We start from the raw sequence: 18,522 nt of genomic DNA on the forward strand, positions 1-18,522 counted from the left end.
GCCGCTCCCGGACCGGCCGCGTGGGGTTCTCCAATCCAGTCTCGGCCAGCAAGCACGAGCGGCGGAGACTGACCACGTGACAGCCACCCATGACGCGCACGACCCCCAACCAGTAAGGGCTGAGCCCAACCGGCGCGATTTCCTTTACCTGACGACCGGCGCGGCCGGCGCGATCGGCGCCGGGTTCCTGGCGTGGCCGTTCATCGCACAGATGAATCCGGACGCGGCTTCGCTCGCGCTCGCCTCGACGGAGGTCGACGTGAGCCAGATCGCCGAGGGGCAGGCCGTCACTGTGAAGTGGCGTGGAAAACCGGTCTTCGTGTGGAACCGCACCAAGGCGCAGGTCGAGGAGGCCAAGAAGGTCGAGCTCGCCCAGCTCCCGGACAAGAGCGCCCGTAACGAGAACCTGCCATCCGATGCGCCGGCGACCGACGTCAACCGCGCCGCCAAGGACAAGGAGAACTGGCTGATCGTGGTCGGCGTGTGCACGCATCTCGGTTGCGTGCCGATCAGCAATTCCGGCGATTTCGGCGGCTTCCTCTGCCCCTGCCACGGCTCGCATTACGACAGCGCCGGCCGCATCCGCCGCGGCCCTGCGCCCGAGAACCTGCACGTCCCGCCCTACGCCTTCGAAGGCGACACCAAGATCAAGATCGGCTGAGCCGGATCGCCCGGGCGCCCGCAAGGCAGCGAGAGACCGTCATGCAAGGACATTCGACCTACGAGCCCAAAGGCGGTTTCGCGAAGTGGCTCGAGGACCGGCTGCCGATCGTCGGCCTGGTGCACTCCAGCGCCGTCGCCTACCCGGTGCCGCGCAACCTGAACTACTTCTGGACCTTCGGCGGCATCCTGACCTTCATGCTGGTCGCCCAGATCCTGACCGGCGTGGTGCTCGTGATGCACTACACGCCTTCGGCCTCGATGGCGTTCGAGTCGGTCGAGAAGATCATGCGCGACGTCAACTATGGCTGGCTGCTGCGCTACCTGCACGCCAACGGCGCATCGATGTTCTTCATCGCCGTCTTCATCCACATCTTCCGCGGCATGTATTACGGCTCCTACAAGGCCCCCCGCGAGGTGCTGTGGATCCTGGGCGTCATCATCTATCTGCTGATGATGGCGACGGCCTTCATGGGCTACGTGCTGCCTTGGGGCCAGATGTCGTTCTGGGGCGCGACTGTCATCACCAACCTGTTCTCGGCGCTCCCCGTGGTCGGCCCGTCCATCGTGACCTGGCTCTGGGGCGGCTTCTCGGTCGACGACGCGACGCTGAAGCACTTCTTCTCGCTGCACTACCTGCTGCCGTTCATGATCGCGGGCGTCGTCGGCCTGCATATCTGGGCGCTGCACCATGTCGGGCAGAACAATCCGACGGGCGTCGAGGTGAAAGACATCCGTAAGGACACGGTCCCGTTCACCCCCTACGCGACGATGAAGGACGCCTTCGCGCTGGTCTGCTTCCTGGCGTTCTTCTCCTATTTCGCCTTCTTCATCCCGAACTATCTCGGCCACGCCGACAACTACATCAAGGCGAACCCGCTGGTGACGCCTGCGCACATCGTGCCGGAATGGTACTTCCTGCCGTTCTACGCGATCCTGCGCGCGATCCCCTCGAAGCTAGGCGGCGTCATCGCGATGTTCGGGGCGATCGCCGTGCTGTTCTTCCTGCCCTGGCTGGACTCGTCGAAGGTGCGCTCGGGCAAGTACCGGCCGCTGTTCAAGCAGTTCTTCTGGGTGTTCGTCGGCGTCTGCATCCTGCTCGGCTGGCTCGGCTCCAAGCCGCCGGAGGGCTGGTACGTCACGGTCTCGCGGATCGCGACCTTCTACTATTTCGCGCACTTCCTGATCATCCTGCCGCTGCTCGGCCGGATCGAGAAGACCAAGCCGCTACCGGCCTCCATCGCGGAGTCGGTGCTCGGACCGGCGCGCGACCGGCTGCCCGGCGACCCCGGCCTCGCCCCGCCCGCAGCGGCGGCGCCCGAGACGCGAGGGTGAGCGGCGTGAGCGCACAGCGGATCAAGGACGTCACCATGAGCATCCGGTCGACCCTTCGCGGAGCCCGCGTCGCGGCGATAATCATCGCCATCGGCCTGGGCTTCGTGTCCGCCGACGTCGACCGGGCGAGCGCCGCCGAGCAGACGCACCCGCCACGCCAGAGCTGGTCCTTCGCCGGTCCCTTCGGCCGATACGACCAGGCGCAGCTGCAGCGCGGCTTCAAGATCTACCGCGAGGTTTGCGCGAGCTGCCACGCGCTGTCGATGGTCGCGTTCCGCAACCTCGCGGACGAGGGTGGGCTCGGCTACAGCAAGGAGCAGGCCGAGACGATCGCGGCCGAGTACCAGGTCAAGGACCCCGCGCCGGACGACAAGGGCGAGTTCCCGGACCGGCCGGGCCGGCTGTCGGATTACTTCCCGAGCCCGTTCCCGAACGAGGAGGCGGCGCGCGCCGCGAATGGCGGCGCCTATCCGCCGGACTTCTCGACGCTCGCCAAGGCCCGCACCTATGAGCGCGGCTTCCCCTGGTTCCTGATCGACATCCTCGGCCAGTACCAGGAGAACGGGCAGGACTACATTCACGCCTTGCTCGGAGGCTACGAGGAGCCGCCCCACGGCGCGACGCCTCCCAAGGACGGGCTGCACTACAACAAATATTTCCCCGGCCACTGGATCGCGATGGCGAAGCCGATCCAGGACGGCCAGGTCGAGTACGCCGACGGCACGCCCACCACGATCGACCAGTACGGCAAGGACGTCGCGGCCTTCATGACCTGGGCCGCCGAGCCGCATTTGATGGCCCGCAAGCAGATGGGCATCGTGGTGATGTTCTTCCTGATCGTGTTCGCCGGCCTGCTCTACTTCACCAAGAAGAGCATCTGGCACGGCCTGAAGGAGCGGACGGCCTGACGGGCCGCTCGACGCAGACGTGATTTTTCGACGGCGGGCGTTGAGGCGTCCGCCGTTCGCTTGTCGGGAGCGGCGATGGGACGGGCCACGCTTGGGGTGATCGGCGGGTCGGGCGTCTACGACCTGTCGCTGCTGACCGACGTCCGCGAGCTCGACGACGCGAGCCCCTGGGGGACGCCTTCCGCGAAGCCGATCGAAGGCTTCATCGGCGATACGCGGGTGGTGTTCCTACCCCGGCACGGCGCGGGGCACCGGCTTTCGCCGTCCGACATCAACTACCGCGCCAATGTCGACGTGCTGAAGCGGGCGGGCGTCACCGACCTTGTCTCGCTTTCGGCCTGCGGCTCCTATCGGGAGGAGTTGCCGCCCGGGACCTTCGTGTTCGTCGACCAGTTCATCGACCGCACCTTCCGCCGCGAGGCCTCGTTCTTCGGCGCGGGCTGCGTGGCGCATGTCTCGTTCTCGGACCCCGTCGCCCCCAACCTCGTGGCGCGGCTCGCGCGGGCGGCCGCGGCCGAAGACATCCCGCACATCGTCGGCGGGGCCTATGTCTGCATGGAAGGGCCGCAATTCTCGACCCGCGCGGAATCCGGCGCTTACAAGGCGATGGGCGCGTCCGTGGTCGGCATGACCAACATGCCGGAGGCGAAGCTCGCCCGCGAAGCCGAGCTGCCCTACGCGACCGTCGCCATGGTCACGGACTACGACGCATGGCGGCCGCAGGAGGAGGGCGCCGAGGTGTCGGCGATCCTGGCGGTGATGCGGGAGAACGGCGACAAGGCGCGCCGGCTGCTGATGCGCCTCGCCGACGAGTTTCCCGAGGAGCATGAGGCCTGCCCGATCGGCTCGGACAGGGCGCTCGACTTCGCGATCGTGACCGCGCCCGAGCAGCGCGACCCGGCGCTCCTCGCCAAGCTCGACGCCGTGGCGGGCCGGGCGCTGCGCACCCAAGGCTAAACCCAATCGGCGCCCTCACTAGGACGTCGGCTAACAATAACGTCAGCCTAAATCTGCGGACAAACGATCGCGCCGCGATTTCTTACTGTTGAAATTCGAAATATGCAAGCAACGTTGTCGTGCGCCTAACAATTCTGAAGCGTCACTTCTTTGTCAGGACCCGCCGATACGGTCCCGCCGATATCGGGATGATCCCGCTATCGCCCAACGGGGATCACCATGCGCAAGCAGATTGCCACACTCGGCCTCGCCGTCGCCATCGGCGCGTCGGCGCTGGCCTTCGCCGACAAGGCGGCCGCCAACGACGAAGGCGCGCAGGCCGCAAAGCAGGAAAAAATCAACGTCCAGCTCGGACCGCGCCCGTTCTTTCTGATCAACGACATGGACAACAGCCCGCTGAAGCGGAAGCTGAAGCAATGCGAGAACAAGACCTTCAAGCCGAGCAGCTTCTCGATCGGCCATCGCGGCGCGCCGCTGCAGTTCCCCGAGCACACTGTCGAGTCCTATGAGGCGGCCGCTCGCATGGGCGCCGGCGTCCTCGAATGCGACGTCGCCTTCACCAAGGACCTCGAGCTGGTCTGCCGGCATGCGCAGAACGACCTGCACACCACCACCAACATCCTGCTGACGCCGCTCGCCAAGAAGTGCACCAAGCCGTTCACCCCGGCCGTGCTGGACGAGAACGGCGCGGTCGTCACGCCGGCGAGCGCCGAATGCCGCACCAGCGACATCACGCTCGCGGAGTTCAAGACGCTGCGCGGCAAGATGGACGCGTCCAACCGCGCCGCGAAGACGGTCGAGGAATATCAGGGCGGCACTCCGGACTTCCGCACCGACCTCTACGCTGGCCCGACCAGCGGCCATCTGCTGACGCATGCCGAGAGCATCGAGCTGTTCAAGAAGCTCGGCGTGAAGATGACGCCAGAACTTAAGAGCCCGGTCGTCCCGATGCCGTTCCGCGGCTTCACGCAAGCCGAATACGCGCAGAAGCTGGTCGACGAGTACAGGGCCGCGGGCGTGAAGGCGAAAGACGTGTTCCCGCAGTCCTTCGACAAGAACGACGTGATCTATTGGGTCCAGAACGAGCCGGCCTTCGGCCGTCAGGCCGTCTATCTGGACGACGCGAACACGGTGGCTGACCTGCCGACCGCCGCCGAGCTCGAAGGCTATCGTCAGGAAGGCATCCGAATTTGGGCGCCCCCGAGCTTCGCGCTGCTCGACGTGAACGCGAAGAACGAGATCGTCGCGTCGCAGGCCGCCAAGAACGCCAAGGCCGCAGGCCTCGACATCATCACCTGGTCGCTCGAGCGCTCGGGCGTCCTTGCGAACCTCAACGGCGATTTCTACTACCAGACGGTCGAGAACGCGATCACCCGCGAGGGCGACCTGATGACCGTCATCGACGTGCTGGCTCGGGACGTCGGCGTGCGCGCCATCTTCTCCGACTGGGCGGCGCCGGTTAGCTACTACGCCAACTGCATGAACATTAAGTAGGTCGTCGATCTATCGATGACTTGGAAGGGGCCGGCGCGCCGGCCCCTTTTTCATTTGCGGTTTCGGGTCTTGGCCGCCGGGGCGCGGTCCTGGCGCGGGCCTAGATAAGGTCGATGTTTCCGGCCTTCAGGCTGTCCGGGCCGTCCCTTAGCGTCGCGACCAGAAGGGCGTCGTCTCCCCCGCGGCCGTCAGCGTCGAAGAAAACGTTTCCACTGCTGCGGGCGTACAGGACCGCGGGCCCATCGCCGCGCGCGTCAGGCTGCGTGCGGCCGTTGAAGACGTCGAAGTCGCCCGTGGCGTCGCCCCCGAAAGCGCTGACGTCGATCACCAGCGTGTCGTTGTGGCCTCGATGGAAATCGCGGACGACGTCCGCCTGGCCCTGCGCCTTGTCGAACACGAAGTCGTCCGCGCCCTTGCCGCCGAACAGCGAGTCGCGCCCGGCGCCGCCCCACAGCCGGTCCCCGCCGCTTCCGCCGTTCAGGCTGTCGGCCCCGACGCCGCCGATCAGCCGGTCCGCGCCGGCCCGGCCGATCAGCTCGTCGGCGCCGCGCATGCCGTCGATCCAGTCCTTCCCCGCCTCGTCGCGTCCGATGATGACGTCCGAGACGTCGATCTCGTCCCGGTCTTCGCCGGGCAGCCGGCCGTCGACGCCGAGGATGACGACGCTTCCGCCGAAATCGTCGGTGATGCTGACCCGACCATGGTCGCCGACAATGACGACCTGCTGGTCGAGCGAGAGGCCGCGGCGGTCCTGCAGGCCGAAGTCCGGCCGGAAAACGTCGGCGTCGATCATCCGCTGCAAGCCTTCGACGTGGTTCTCGATGGCGTGCAGCGGTTCGTTGTCGTCGTCCTCGGCGTCGGGCTGCTGGGTGCCGACCTCGTCGGTGTAGTAAAAGACCTCCTTGACGAAGGGCGGTCCGCCGTCGTCGTCGAGGCCGTAGATGGCGTCGTTGGCGTGGCCGTAGGACGCGACCTGGTCTCCGTCCTTGAAGATCGGCGACGCGAAGGAGAAGTAGTCGGCGTTCCGGACCGCCGCGCTGAAGTCGCCGCGCTCCTCGTGCAGCAGATGCGAGGCCGCGCCGCCGAGGCTGTGGCCGGTGACGAACAGCTTGCCGTCGAACTTGCCTGTCGTGGAGATCGACGACAACAGGTCGTCGAACTTGTCGATGTAGTCGTCCTGGTCCGCGATGAAGTCGAGCAGGTCCTCGGTCGAATCCGTGCCGCGGAACGACAGGTACCAGTCGCCGCCGCGCGACATCAGCCGCGCCGCGGCGCCGTCGTTCTCGAAGAACTTGCCGTCGATATTGTCGGATGCGACCCCGATCGACTCCAGGTCGACGTCCTTGAAGCCCTTGGGCTTGTCCCCGTCGTCATAGGCCGCCGCCGCGAGCTCGGCCTGGAGCTTCAGCTCCTGAAGGATGCTCACGTTCAGGAACTGTGGAAGTGCGTTCGCCATAGTCCAGCCTCCAGCGGCGAGGCCCCTCGGATCGCCGGATCAGCCAGAAGGGTAGGGGAGCACGCCGCTTCGCCAACCGGCCAGCCGGCAAATTTGTCGTGTGATAAGGGTGCGGGCCGGGGCGGGAAGGTCAGTTCTTGCGGTCGCCGTCGGGGCGGACGTCGTCGCCTTTCTGGGACGCGTCATCGTCATCGTCTTCATCGACGCCCATATCCATGTCGTCGAAGTCGTCATCCTCGCTTGCAGCGGCGTCGTCCTCGTCGTCCTTGCGGTCATCCGCGGCGCGGTCCTTGCCCTGGTTCTGGGCCATCACCAGCCGTTCGGCCGGGCCGCCGACGCCCGACGCCGTTCCCGCGAAGGCCGTCTGATTGAGCCCGGGAACGAGGGCCAGAGCAGCGAGCAGCGGCAAGGCGGATTTCGGCGAAGCCATCAGGCGCGATCCTCGGTCTGCCGTTCGCCCGGTCCGAGCCGAGCCCCGGTTCGATCGACGTTTAACGCATCGGGGAGGCCGCGCCCTCCCAAGGTCACGCAAGCGTTACCGCGCCGGGCGCCGCTCCACGAAGACATGGCTCTTGAAGCGGAGCGCCTCGACGCCGTGCTGGTTGACCGCGGTGTTGAGGGCCTTGAGCAGGCCCCATTCGGGCCGGCTCGCGCTCGGCCGCGTAGCCAGCGCCTCGCTGAAATAGGTCAGCGTGTCGCCGGCCATGACGGGAACGCTCCAACGCAGCGCCTCGAAGCCCGGCGAGGGGCCGGCCCGGCCGACCGGGAGCCCTGCCGCCAGCCGCTCCCTCGCGACGCGGCGCTGATAGGCGATCATCAGCTTCATCCAGACCGCGCATGTGTGCCAGCCGGAGGCCGCGAGCCCCTTGAAGGGGCCGGCGAGCCCGGCGGCCTCGGAGAGGTGGAAGGGCTGCGGATCGTATTTCTCGGCGAAGCGTACGATCTCCTTCGTCGTGAAGAGATAAGAGCCGAGCTCGGCCCTGGCGCCGACCTCATAATCCTCGAGATGCATCAGGCGGCCTCCGCGCGCCGGCCGATGAGCTTCTGGCTCACCTGCCGCATCACGACGGCGCCGTCCTGGTTGACGACGTCGAACCTGAACTTGACGAGCCCCGCCTCGGGGCGGCCCGGAACCCTGCGCGCCGACAGCACCTCGCGGCGCACGGTCAGCCGGTCGCCGGCGCGCACCGGCGCGCGCCACTCGAGGCTGTCGACGCCGGGCGAGCCGAGCGAGCGCGCGTCGAGCAGGAATTCGTCGCAGTTCATCCGCATCAGCAGCGCGGCCGTGTACCAGCCCGAGGCGATCAGCTCGCCCAGCATCGAGCCGCGCGCGGCCTCCTCGGAGACATGCATCGGCTGCGGATCGAATTCGCGCGCGAAGTCCAGCATGTCCGCGCGGTCGACCACGAGGTCGCCATATTCGGCGACGTCACCGGGCCGGAAGTCTTCGAAGGCGAGACCCGCCGGCATCGCTCAGTTCGCGAAGCGGAAATGCAGGACGTCGCCGTCCGCGACCACATAGTCCTTGCCCTCGAGGCGCATCCGGCCCGCCTCCTTGGCCCCGGCCTCGCCCTTCAGCGCGACATAGTCCGCATAGGCGATCGTTTCGGAGCGGATGAAGCCCTTCTCGAAGTCCGAATGGATGACGCCCGCGGCCTGCGGCGCCTTGGTGCCGCGCTCGATCGTCCAGGCGCGCGCCTCCTTGGGACCGACCGTGAAATAGGTCACGAGGCCGAGCAGCCGGTAGCCGGCGTTGATCAGGCGGTCGAGGCCGGTCTCATGCAAGCCGAGCGCGTCGAGATACTCCGCGCGCTCCTCCGGCGGCAGCGTCGCGATCTCGCTCTCGATCTTCGCCGAGATCACCACCGCGACAGCGCCTTCCTGCTTCGCGCGCTCCTCGACCTTCGCCGAATAGGCGTTGCCTTCCGAGGCCGAGGCCTCGTCGACATTCGCGACATAGAGCACGGGCTTCGAGGTCAGCAGATTGAGCGCGTCGAAGGCCGGCCGCTCCTCGTCCGAGACCTTTGTGAGCCGCGCGGGCTTGCCGTCGCGCAGCAGCGGCAGCACGCGGTTGACGAGCTCGAGCTGCTCCTTGGCCTCCTTGTCGTTCCCGCGGGCTCGCTTCTCGAGCGCGACGACGCGCTTCTCGAGGCTCTCGAGGTCGGCGATCATCAGCTCGGTCTCGACCGTGTCGGCGTCGGAAAGCGGGTCGACCCGGCCCTCGACATGGGTGACGTCGTCATCCTCGAAGCAGCGCAGCACATAGGCGATGGCGTCGACCTCGCGGATATGCGCGAGGAACTGGTTGCCGAGGCCCTCGCCCTTCGACGCCCCGCGCACCAGCCCCGCGATGTCGACGAATGTCAGCCGCGTCGGGATGATCTGCGCCGACTTGCCGACCTCGGCGAGCGCGTCGAGCCGCGGATCCGGCACCGCGACCTCGCCGACATTCGGCTCGATCGTGCAGAACGGATAGTTCGCCGCCTGCGCGGCCGCGGTCTGCGTCAGCGCGTTGAACAGCGTCGACTTGCCGACATTCGGCAGCCCGACGATGCCGCATTTGAAACCCATCTCAGGCGTCCTTCCGTTCGCCGACCCGCGCCACCTCGGCGAAGCCGGCGGCCTCCATGCGTAGGTGGACCTTGTTCTGGAAGCTCGCGTCCTCGCCCCGCGCGAGCAGGTCCGCGGCTTCGGCCGTTGCGTCGATCAAGGTCTCGACCCAGGGCTGCTCGGACTTCGCGAAGTCATTCAGCACGTAGGGGTGCACGAGCTCCTTGACGCCCGGATGCCCGATGCCGAGACGGACGCGCTTGTAGTCGTTGCCCATATGGGCCGTGATCGAGCGCAGACCGTTGTGGCCGGCGTTGCCGCCCCCGACCTTCACGCGCAGCTTTCCGGGCGCGAGGTCGAGCTCGTCGTGAAACACGGCGACGTCGCCGAGCGCGATCTTGAAGAAGCGCGCGGCCTCGGCGACCGCGCGGCCGCTCTCGTTCATGTAAGTCCCGGGCTTCAGCAGCAGCGTCTTGACGCCGCCGAGCGTCCCTTCGGCCACAAGGCCCTGAAAGCGCGCCCGCCAGGGCGAAAAGCCGTGGCGGGCGGCGATCCGGTCGACGGCCATGAAGCCGATATTGTGCCGGTTGCCGGCATATTTCGGCCCCGGATTGCCGAGGCCGACCAGCAGCAGCATCGCTTCTCGCTCCCGGGAGCCGGATCAGTCCTCGGACGGCTTCTTCTCGTCCGAAGCCTCGGCGCCAGCCTCGCCCTCGGAGGCCTCGCCCTCGGGCGTCTCCTCCTCGGTCTCGCCCGAAGCCTCGGCGGCCTTCTCGGCCTCGGTCTCGGCCTGCTCCTCGGCCTGCTGCTCGGCCACCACGGTCGGGGCCGCGATCGTCGCGATGGTGAAGTCGCGCTCGTCGATCGCGAACTCGACGCCCTGCGGCAGCTTGACCGCCGAGGCGTGCACGATGTCGCCGATCTCGAGGCCCGTCAGGTCGACCTCGATGTTCTCCGGCAGGTGGTCGACGCCCGCCTTCACCTCGACGGTGTGGCGCACGACGTTGAGGACGCCCCCGCGGACAAGACCCGGCGCCTTCTCCTCGTTGAGGAAATGCACCGGCACCTCGACCTCGACCACGGACGTCGCCGTGACGCGGAAGAAGTCGACATGCAGCAGCGTGTCCTTGACCACGTCGCGCTGGTAGTCGCGCGGGATCGCCCGCTCCTTGGCGCCGCCGGCGTCGATCTCGAACACCGTGGTCTTGAAGCCGCCGGCGTGCAGCAGCTTGAACATCTCGTGGCCGTCGAGCGTGATCGCCACGGGGGGCTTCTTGCCGCCATAGATGACGGCCGGGATCTTGCCTGCGCGGCGGAGAGCGCGGGCGGCCCCCTTGCCGGCCTTCTCGCGCGTCTCGGCCTTCAGGGCCTTGGGAGCGGACATGGTTTTCCTCGTTGTCTTCAAATGAAACGGCCGCCCTCTGCGGACGGCCTTCGCGTCGTCTGAAAGCGCGGGCGAACCCCTCCAGGGGTGTGGGACGCCCATGCGGACGCGCGTATAGCCGAAAGGGCGAGGCGACGCAACGAGGGGCCTTTTCCGTACCCTTTGAAAGGGGAGGGAGAGAAGCCGCCGCGGCGATCCAATCCTCCACCGTCATGCCCGCCGAAGGCGGGTATCCACGACTTGGGCGTGGACAGCTACGACCTCAGAAAGTCGTGGATGCCCGCGCTGCCGCGCGGGCATGACGGGTGGAGCAGCCCGCTTACTCCTCCATCTCCTCCGGCCCCATCTCCGCCGCCCGCGCCTTCACCAGCGCCAGCACCGGCTGCAGGCGCGCCTTGTGGTCGGCGAGGCAGACGCAGCCGCCGACGCCGCGGCAGCTTCGGGCGCGGCGGCAGGAGGCGACGAGGCAGACCTCCGCCATGAAGGCTGCGTCCGCGAGCTTCATCCGCACCGACAGCAGCTCCGGCCGCGGATCGGCCAGAAAGCTCCGCCGGTGGCGCCGGAGCGCCCGGCCGTCGACCACGGAGGCGGCGGGCCGCGCCGCGGCGGGCGGTTCGGGCCGGGTCACCTCCACCGGCTCCGGGACCTCGGCCGGCGCGGGCTCAGGCGCTGGCGGCCGGGGCGGACGCACGGCTTGAGCCTTCCGCACGGGCTCCCGCCGGAACAGCGGGACGAGACCGGTGGCGAACTCGATCATGGCGGCTCTCCTGATGGGGGTGGGGCGCGGAAGCGGAGCGCCGGTCCTCCGGACCCGAATCCGGGACGCGCCAAAACCGCTCGCCGCGGAAAACCCGCGCGAAGTTTTGGGGCATGCGGTCGGGAGGCGGGGACGCCGGGCGACCGTTCGAGCCGTAGCAGCGGCAAACCGGTCGCCCGGCGCCCCACGCGCGGCGATTTTGCGTCGGTCGCGGAAGCCGCTGCTCCGGCGGCGGAGACCCTTTGGATGCGGCCGCGAGGCCGGACCCGGTCGGGCCGGGAGCCTCGTGGTCCGCCGGCTCCCGGGCGCGTCGGGCGCGAGGCCCGGGACCCGAAGAGACAGCGGGACGAGGCCCGCTCCGCCGCCTTAGGGCGCCTCGATGGCGCGGCCCCGTCTTAGTGCGGGACGGGCGGCATTTCTGGGGAGTCTGGCGTCGGGCCTTGCGGCCCTCGACCCGCCTTCCCCATCCGTGACAGACGTCCCGGGACGCGGACCGCCGGAGGCCCGCGGCGCAGGCGCCGCCCTAACCCCCGCGCGGTCGGCCGGTCCGGCCACGCCTCCCTCACGGGGGAAGGTGAGGGGAGAGTGGCATGGAGCGGGGCGGATGTCAAGAAAAAATTCCTATACCAGGCGAGGCTCGGGATTTTCTGGCGCGTCGCGCCCCTGTGGATGTTGGCACGCCGCTCGGAAACGGACAGTGAGTGCAGCTATCAGCTTCCGAAACGAATGCCATGATCCGCTTCGGCCTGGCAGGCCTTGATGCATTGCCCTTCATCAGAGCCGTGCCGTCGTTGTCGGATCCCTAGGCCTCATTTATACTCGTATCGAAAATCGGGCGACCCAGTGGATGCATACCTCGAAATCGCGAGAACTGTCCTAAGGTCCGAACGGCGGCCGCTGACGCCCCGCGCCATCCTGACCATTGCCTACAAGTCCGGCATCGTCTCTCACCAACTGCACGGGAAGACTCAGCACAAGACGCTCGGCGCTCGCCTCAGTGAGGACTTGGTGCAGCGGAACGACCGGAGCATGTTTTTTAGGCCGGAGCCGGGAAAATTTTTCCTGCGCGAGTTCCTGACGGACACTTCGCTGCCTGAGGAATATAGGCATCCTGTACCGACGCGCCGTCGCTTCCGGGACCTGGTCATGGGCGCGGCCCTGGCAGTGGACGACGACGCCCTTGCTCGGTTCGCCCGCGACAAGCCCATCGATCCGAGAGCAATCCTCGACCTGCTCCAATCGGACAAATGCCGTTACGAGGACCCCCGTCATCGGTCGGGAAACAGCGTGTTCTTCCGCGCCTTCGTCTGCGTGCAGCGGGGTCCGCAGGTTCTGACATACCGTTTGGGGCGTTATCGTGAGGACCGCGACGCCTTCATGCACAAGCGGTGCATCGGGTTCGCTACACTGGTTCACGACTTCGAGCACACCCTCTTCAACCAGGGCGATTTCGGCATCGTTGATTCTGGCGTCCACGCCACCAAGGTCGACCTCGACATACCGGACGTCGCGGAAGAGAACGCCGAGGCTGGGAAAGGTGGCAGCTTATCGCATTTCATCTGGGTATCGGAGCAAGGTGGCGGCGACTTGCTTGCCGTCATCTGCTACGAATGTCCGACTTGGTTCGAGCCAACGAAAAGAAGATTGGCGTTAAACGACATCAGGTGGCTCGACGATCCTTCGTCCATTAACGACATGGATGATTTCGACCCTTGGTCGCAGCGGGTATTGCTGAGCGCCGTGGAGGGCCCGCTCTGCCGGGGGAGACGACGTGCGGAGGCAGACGAGGCTTATTCTAGATAGGGTGGAGACCGAGTACATTCGGTCCCAGATCGATTCCGGCGACAATGTCCGCATCAAGGGCGCGCTCCAAGCCCTGAGCAAGTCGTACCGGCGCGGCGTGACGGTGCATCCCAACCAACTGATCGGCGTCGTCAATTCGGTCACCGCGACGGCCTTTCGCCCGACCATCGACGAGAAGGTTCGACGATGGGTTCTCAACGCGCTTGCCCGCGTCGGGAACGAGGGGACCTGCATCCCGGCCGTCCTCCATCTGATCAAGAACCACCCCCAAGAGCCGCAGACCATCGCGTCGGGAATCGCGGCGGTCTACAAGCTCTGCACCAGGTCCGATCCCGAGGCCGCCTTAGCCGGCATCAGCTTCGATCCGCAGATGCGGACGCTCGCCGCCCTTCAGCACGTTCCGGCGTCGAAGCTCAACCTCAAGGACCTGCCCCTCAACGTCGAACGCGCGACACCGGACCTACTCAAGCTGGCGCTGCTGGTCGTCGGCTTGGACCGGTCGCCCGACAACCTACTAAACCCTCGCCACAGCGACGCCGAGATGGTTAAGGCGCTCGGCCGGCATCATGATCCCATCGTTTCGCAGTACTCGGTCTGGGCGATCACGGAGAACGACAAGCTCCGTCTCATCCATCTCGGCTTTGACCTGAAAGACATCGAGAGCCATCCTGACAACGTCCGAGGCTGGCTGTTCCAGTTGCTCGCCATCGAGGCCACCGACGCAGAGCCGCACTGGGAATTTGTGAGCCTCGGCATGGGGGATCCCGCGACGGAAGCCCGCAAGGGATTGGCCCTCGGGCTCCGGAACACGTTCATCGACGTCTTCGAGCCGCTGGTGATGGAGTGGGTAGCGAAGGAGCCCGATCCCGACGTCCGGCAGCACATAATGGACCACATCGTGCGCCAGGCCGCGCGCAGCCCAAAGTATGAGCGGTACGCCATCGACATCTTTGATGGCGAGCCGGCGGGATCGGTGCTGCGCCAGAGTATGGAAGCCAGCGCTGTCCAGACGCCAATCTACATCAAGTTTAGGCAAATCGGGGCCGGCGCCCCCGACCTTTTCGGAGGAGACATCGTCATGGGCGACAAGACCACCAACATCGGGAACGTTAACGCGGGCGCGGTGGCGTTCGACGGCTCCACCGCCACGAACCAAGGGGAGACGAAGATCCAGGTTCTCTCCCAGATGCAGGTCCAGCAGATTCAGTCAGAACTCGCGAAGCTGGAGGCCGCCCTACACGCGGCTACCGCGCTGCCGGAGGACAAGAAGCGCGAGGCATTGTCCTACGTGACGGCCGCGAAAGCCGATCCGTCGCCGTCCAATGTCGGAAAGGTCATCGAGTTCATCGGTCACCTTGGAACGCTCGCCGAGGCCGGCACCGCCCTAGCGCCCTATGCGGCCGCGCTCGGCAACGCTATTGGTCTCGGGTGAAATCCACCGCTCCATCGAGCCGCCCCAGGCAACCGCGTCCTAGCGATGACGCGGTCGACGATGGAATAAGCGACTGTATCCTACCCGGCTCCGGCCGCCGCCTTCTTCGACATTGCCGCACGCCGTCGCGGTAGCAGTAACCCTGCTCGCAGGTGGTGGTCTCCTCGTCCGTGAGGGTGCGGGCGTTGACCTGAAGGAACACGCCCTTGAGGCGCGGGGCGACGCGCTCGAAATCGAAAGAGCGCCGGCGTCGACCTTCGCGCCGGTCTCATGCCGCTCGCTTCGGCGCCCGACGGAAATGTGCCCCCCTCTGTCGGCTCCCCGCCCTCCCGCTCGTCCTAAGCTCGGAACCGGCCGTTCGCGGCCCTTGAGAGGAGACCGACCATGCGCGTGATGGTGATCGTGAAGGCGACCGCGGAGAGCGAGGCGGGGGAGATGCCCTCGACCGAGCTGTTCGAGGCGATGGGCAAATATAACGAGCTGCTGGTCGACGCCGGGATCATGCAGGCGGGCGAGGGGCTGAAGCCGTCCTCGCAGGGCAAGCGCGTCGCTTTCGACGGCGCGTCGCGGACCGTGATCGACGGACCCTTCACCGAGACCAAGGAGCTGATCGCCGGCTACTGGCTCTGGACCGTGAAGGACATGGACGAGGCGGTCGCCTGGGTGAAGCGCTGCCCGAACCCGATGCCCGGCCCGAGCGAGATCGAGATCCGCCCGATCTACGAGGAGGCGGATTTCGGCGAGACCTTCACCCCCGAGCTCGCCGAGCAGGAGCGGCGGTTGAGGGAGAAGATCGCCGGGCAGTGAGGGGCTTTTCCCGACCGGCGCTGCGCCGCCTTCGTCATCGCCGGGCTTGACCCGGCGATCCATCTCCTAAGCCAAGACGAGGGATGCCCGGGTCAAGCCCGGGCATGACGGGCGAGGCTAATGGGGACGCGCGCCTTCCTCCTCCCGCCGAGGGAGAGGTGGACCCGCCGCCTCAGTCGAACAGGCTCGAGACGCTCTCTTCCGACGAGGTCCTTGCGATCGCCTCGGCGATCAGGGTCGCGATCGACAGCACCCGGACGTTCTTCGAGACGCGGATCGCCTCGGTGGGCTGGATCGAATCGGTGACGACCAGCTCCTTGATCTTCGACGCGGTGATGCGGGCGACCGCGCCGCCGGACAGCACGCCGTGGGTCAGGTAGGCGTAGACCTCGCTCGCGCCCTTGGCGATCAGCGCGTCGGCGGCGTTCACCAGCGTGCCGCCCGAATCGACGATGTCGTCGACCAGGATGCAGCAGCGGCCCTCGACCTCGCCGATGACGTTCATCACCTCCGATTCGCCCGGTCGCTCGCGGCGCTTGTCGACGATCGCGAGCTGGGCGTCGATGCGCTTGGCGATGGCGCGGGCGCGCACCACGCCGCCGACGTCGGGCGACACCACCATGACGTTGTCGGTCGGCAGCCGGTCCTTGATGTCGCGCACCATCACCGGCGCGGCAAAGAGATTGTCCGTGGGAATATCGAAGAAGCCCTGGATCTGGCCGGCGTGCAGGTCGAGCGTCAGCACCCGGTCGGCGCCGGCCTGCGCGATCATGTTGGCGACGAGCTTGGCGCTGATCGGCGTGCGGCCGGACGAGCGGCGATCCTGCCTCGCATAGCCGAAATAGGGCATCACCGCGGTGATGCGCCGCGCCGAGGAGCGGCGCAGCGCGTCGATGATGATCAAGAGCTCCATCAGATGGTCGTTGGCCGGGAACGAGGTCGACTGGACCACGAACACGTCCTCGCCGCGGACATTCTCGAGAATCTCGACGAACACCTCCATGTCCGCGAAGCGGCGGACATTGCAGCGCGTCAGCGGCGTCGCGAGATAGGCGGCGATCGCCTCGGCGAGCGCGCGGTTGGAGTTGCCGGCGACGACCTTCATGGCGGTGTCCGTTGGGAAGGAGGGGGAGGCGCCCTTTGGGTCTTGCGAGGCGTCGGCTCTTAACAGCGATTCAAAGGCGCCTCAACCGACCGTGAGCGCGCGGCGGCGCGATGCGACAATTGCGTGACGGCAGGGTTAAGGCGGGGGCGGCGTCGTTGGGTCGGGATCGACTGCTCTGCGTGCTTCGAGACGCCCGCTCCGCGGGCTCCTCAGCATGAGGACCGTGGAGGACGCCGGGGCGGCGAAGCGCGCGCCGACCCATGATCCGAGGACCCGAGGACGCCGGGCGCCTGCCTCCTCATGCTGAGGAGCGGCCCGCAGGGCCGCGTCTCGAAGCACGCAGCACGTTCGAGCGAGGCAGCCGCTCAGACGAGCGCGATGGCGGCGATCAGGCGGCCGTAATCCGGCTCGGCCCGGTGGGTGGTCCGGCGGAAGGAGAAGAACCGCGCCTCGTCCGAATAGGTGTCGAGACCGAGATCGTCGACATGGGCGAGCCCTGCGCGCCTCAGTCGCGCGACCACATAGAAGCCGAGGTCGAACATCGCGTGGCCCGGGCGCTCGGCGGGCGCGAAGAAGCGGGCGTTGTCGGCGTCCTCGGCCGTGAAGCGGGCGGCGAATTCCGGGCCGACCTCATAGGATTGCTGGCGGATGCACGGGCCGAGCGCGGCCGTGACGTCGCCGCGGCGGGCGCCGAGCTCCTCCATGCGGGCGAGCGTCGCCTCGATGACGCCGCCGATCGCGCCTTTCCAGCCGGCATGGGCGGCGCCGACCACCCGCGCCTTCGGGTCGCAGAAGAGGATCGGGCAGCAATCCGCGATGGTGACGGCGACCGCGAGGCCAGGCGTCTTCGTGGCGACCCCGTCGACATGCGGGCTCGCCTCGCGCGCCCAGGGCGCGTCGGTCGCGACGGCCTCGGCCGAATGGACCTGCCACGGCACGGCGAGCCGGCCCGGCGCGACCCCGAGCGCCGCGGTCATGCGGCGGCGGTTCTCCTGCACGGAAGCCGGATCGTCCTGCGAGCCGAGGCCGCCGTTCAGGCTGTCATAGATGCCGGAGGACGCGCCGCCCTCGCGGGTGAAGAAGGCGTGCGCGACGCCGGGCAGGAGGCTGAGCGCCGGCGAGGCGACGAAACCGGCCGAGGTCGCGTCCGGGGCGATGATCGGGGCGTCGTTCAACGGGCGGCTCCATCGGGTTCGAAGGCCGGAAGCGGCCCGAGCAGCGGGTCGGCGAAGGCGAACGCCTTGAACAGAGCGCCCATGCCCCGCGGCGAGCGGTCGGTCAAGCGGGCGGCCGCCGCGGCTATCGCGTCGCGCTTGTCCGGCGCCGCGCGCGACAGCGCCTCGACGCGCAGGCACAAGCCCAGCCGCTCGAGGAAGTCCGCCTGGGGGATAAGGGTTGTGGTCGCGGCGCCGGCGCCCCGGGCCGCGAAGGCGAGCGCGCCGAAATCCACATGAGCGGTGAGGTCGGCCTCGCCCGGCGCCGCGAGCGGGTCGGCGAAGGCGTGGCCGCGGAGCGCCTGCAGCGTGTCGCCGAACCCGGTCGCGTAGCCATAGTCGATCGCCAGCGACGCCCCGCCATTGTCGACGAGATACGCGGCGATCCGGGCCGTGACGGCGATCGCCTCGGGCGAGATCTCGCGGACCGCGCCTTCGGGGGCGTCGGGGAGCGAGAGGTCCGGCGGTTCCGCGGCGAGCCCGAAGGCCAGGCCGCCGTTTTGGCCCAGCCCGACCAGCCGCTCGCGCCAGCCCTGCGCGGTCCGGATGAACTGGCGGATGGGGAGCGCGTCGAATAACTCGTTGGACACGACGATGGCGGGGACGGCGCGGTTCTCCCTCCCCTTGCAAAGGGGAGGGTGGACTTGGCCGAAGGCCAAG

General features: G+C 67.6%; 19 protein-coding genes. 8 read left to right on the top strand and 11 right to left on the bottom strand.

Annotated elements, in window-relative coordinates; translation table 11 throughout:
* Nucleotides 1–76: 76 nt before the first annotated feature.
* The 5 genes from petA (at nt 77) to EK403_RS10080 (ending at nt 5,354) form a co-directional block, all read left to right on the top strand.
* Nucleotides 77–661, top strand: a complete 585-nt coding sequence (gene petA, locus EK403_RS10060) for a ubiquinol-cytochrome c reductase iron-sulfur subunit (protein ID WP_128777359.1) — start codon at nt 77–79, stop codon at nt 659–661.
* 41 nt (nt 662–702) lie between these two features.
* The gene (locus EK403_RS10065; RefSeq protein ID WP_128777360.1) at nt 703–1,995 is read left to right on the top strand and encodes a cytochrome b; all 1,293 of its coding nucleotides are present in this window, start codon (nt 703–705) and stop codon (nt 1,993–1,995) included.
* Nucleotides 1,996–2,000: 5 nt separating this feature from the next.
* The gene (locus EK403_RS10070; RefSeq protein WP_245479622.1) at nt 2,001–2,903 is read left to right on the top strand and encodes a cytochrome c1; all 903 of its coding nucleotides are present in this window, start codon (nt 2,001–2,003) and stop codon (nt 2,901–2,903) included.
* Nucleotides 2,904–2,978: 75 nt separating this feature from the next.
* The gene (locus EK403_RS10075; protein WP_128777361.1) at nt 2,979–3,860 is read left to right on the top strand and encodes an S-methyl-5'-thioadenosine phosphorylase; all 882 of its coding nucleotides are present in this window, start codon (nt 2,979–2,981) and stop codon (nt 3,858–3,860) included.
* Between the two features lie 219 nt (nt 3,861–4,079).
* The gene (locus EK403_RS10080) at nt 4,080–5,354 is read left to right on the top strand and encodes a glycerophosphodiester phosphodiesterase family protein (RefSeq protein ID WP_128777362.1); all 1,275 of its coding nucleotides are present in this window, start codon (nt 4,080–4,082) and stop codon (nt 5,352–5,354) included.
* 100 nt (nt 5,355–5,454) lie between these two features.
* Here EK403_RS10080 and EK403_RS10085 read toward each other — a convergent pair whose 3' ends face one another.
* From EK403_RS10085 to EK403_RS10120, 8 genes are all read right to left on the bottom strand, one after another.
* On the bottom strand, nt 5,455–6,810 hold the full coding sequence (locus EK403_RS10085; protein ID WP_128777363.1) for a hypothetical protein: 1,356 nt from the start codon (nt 6,808–6,810) through the stop codon (nt 5,455–5,457).
* A 130-nt stretch (nt 6,811–6,940) separates the two neighbouring features.
* On the bottom strand, nt 6,941–7,240 hold the full coding sequence (locus EK403_RS10090) for a hypothetical protein (protein WP_128777364.1): 300 nt from the start codon (nt 7,238–7,240) through the stop codon (nt 6,941–6,943).
* Nucleotides 7,241–7,345: 105 nt separating this feature from the next.
* Nucleotides 7,346–7,822 (bottom strand): MaoC family dehydratase, encoded by a 477-nt coding sequence (locus tag EK403_RS10095; protein ID WP_128777365.1) that lies wholly within the window; start codon nt 7,820–7,822, stop codon nt 7,346–7,348.
* Nucleotides 7,822–8,280 (bottom strand): MaoC family dehydratase, encoded by a 459-nt coding sequence (locus EK403_RS10100; protein WP_128777366.1) that lies wholly within the window; start codon nt 8,278–8,280, stop codon nt 7,822–7,824. Before EK403_RS10100 ends, EK403_RS10095 begins: the two co-directional genes overlap by 1 nt.
* 3 nt (nt 8,281–8,283) lie before the next feature.
* Nucleotides 8,284–9,381: a redox-regulated ATPase YchF gene (gene ychF, locus EK403_RS10105; RefSeq protein WP_128777367.1), complete on the bottom strand. Its 1,098-nt coding sequence runs from the start codon at nt 9,379–9,381 to the stop codon at nt 8,284–8,286.
* A gap of 1 nt (nt 9,382) precedes the next feature.
* Complete coding sequence (gene pth, locus EK403_RS10110; protein WP_128777368.1) at nt 9,383–9,997, bottom strand: aminoacyl-tRNA hydrolase; 615 nt, start codon at nt 9,995–9,997, stop codon at nt 9,383–9,385.
* A gap of 24 nt (nt 9,998–10,021) precedes the next feature.
* Nucleotides 10,022–10,744, bottom strand: coding sequence for a 50S ribosomal protein L25/general stress protein Ctc (locus EK403_RS10115; RefSeq protein WP_128777369.1), 723 nt, complete (start codon nt 10,742–10,744; stop codon nt 10,022–10,024).
* A gap of 319 nt (nt 10,745–11,063) precedes the next feature.
* Entirely contained in the window at nt 11,064–11,501 is a 438-nt protein-coding gene (locus tag EK403_RS10120; protein ID WP_128777370.1) for a hypothetical protein, read from the bottom strand.
* A gap of 843 nt (nt 11,502–12,344) precedes the next feature.
* Here EK403_RS10120 and EK403_RS10125 point away from each other — a divergent pair.
* The 3 genes from EK403_RS10125 to EK403_RS10135 all read left to right on the top strand — a co-directional run bounded on the left by EK403_RS10125 (nt 12,345) and on the right by EK403_RS10135 (nt 15,543).
* On the top strand, nt 12,345–13,304 hold the full coding sequence (locus tag EK403_RS10125) for a winged helix-turn-helix domain-containing protein (protein ID WP_164919565.1): 960 nt from the start codon (nt 12,345–12,347) through the stop codon (nt 13,302–13,304).
* Between the two features lies 1 nt (nt 13,305).
* Complete coding sequence (locus tag EK403_RS10130; RefSeq protein WP_128777372.1) at nt 13,306–14,736, top strand: hypothetical protein; 1,431 nt, start codon at nt 13,306–13,308, stop codon at nt 14,734–14,736.
* 384 nt (nt 14,737–15,120) lie between these two features.
* Nucleotides 15,121–15,543: a YciI family protein gene (locus EK403_RS10135; protein ID WP_128777373.1), complete on the top strand. Its 423-nt coding sequence runs from the start codon at nt 15,121–15,123 to the stop codon at nt 15,541–15,543.
* 172 nt (nt 15,544–15,715) lie between these two features.
* Here EK403_RS10135 and EK403_RS10140 read toward each other — a convergent pair whose 3' ends face one another.
* The 3 genes from EK403_RS10140 to EK403_RS10150 all read right to left on the bottom strand — a co-directional run.
* Nucleotides 15,716–16,648: a ribose-phosphate pyrophosphokinase gene (locus tag EK403_RS10140; protein ID WP_128777374.1), complete on the bottom strand. Its 933-nt coding sequence runs from the start codon at nt 16,646–16,648 to the stop codon at nt 15,716–15,718.
* Between the two features lie 365 nt (nt 16,649–17,013).
* Complete coding sequence (gene pgeF / locus EK403_RS10145) at nt 17,014–17,823, bottom strand: peptidoglycan editing factor PgeF (protein ID WP_428979594.1); 810 nt, start codon at nt 17,821–17,823, stop codon at nt 17,014–17,016.
* Nucleotides 17,820–18,522, bottom strand: a 703-nt coding sequence (locus EK403_RS10150; RefSeq protein WP_206659520.1) for an SAM-dependent methyltransferase, incomplete at its 5' end; no start/stop codon positions are given. The genes pgeF and EK403_RS10150, both read right to left, overlap by 4 nt.

It is taken from the genome of Hansschlegelia zhihuaiae, assembly GCF_004103825.1.
GTDB lineage: Bacteria > Pseudomonadota > Alphaproteobacteria > Rhizobiales > Methylopilaceae > Methylopila > Methylopila zhihuaiae.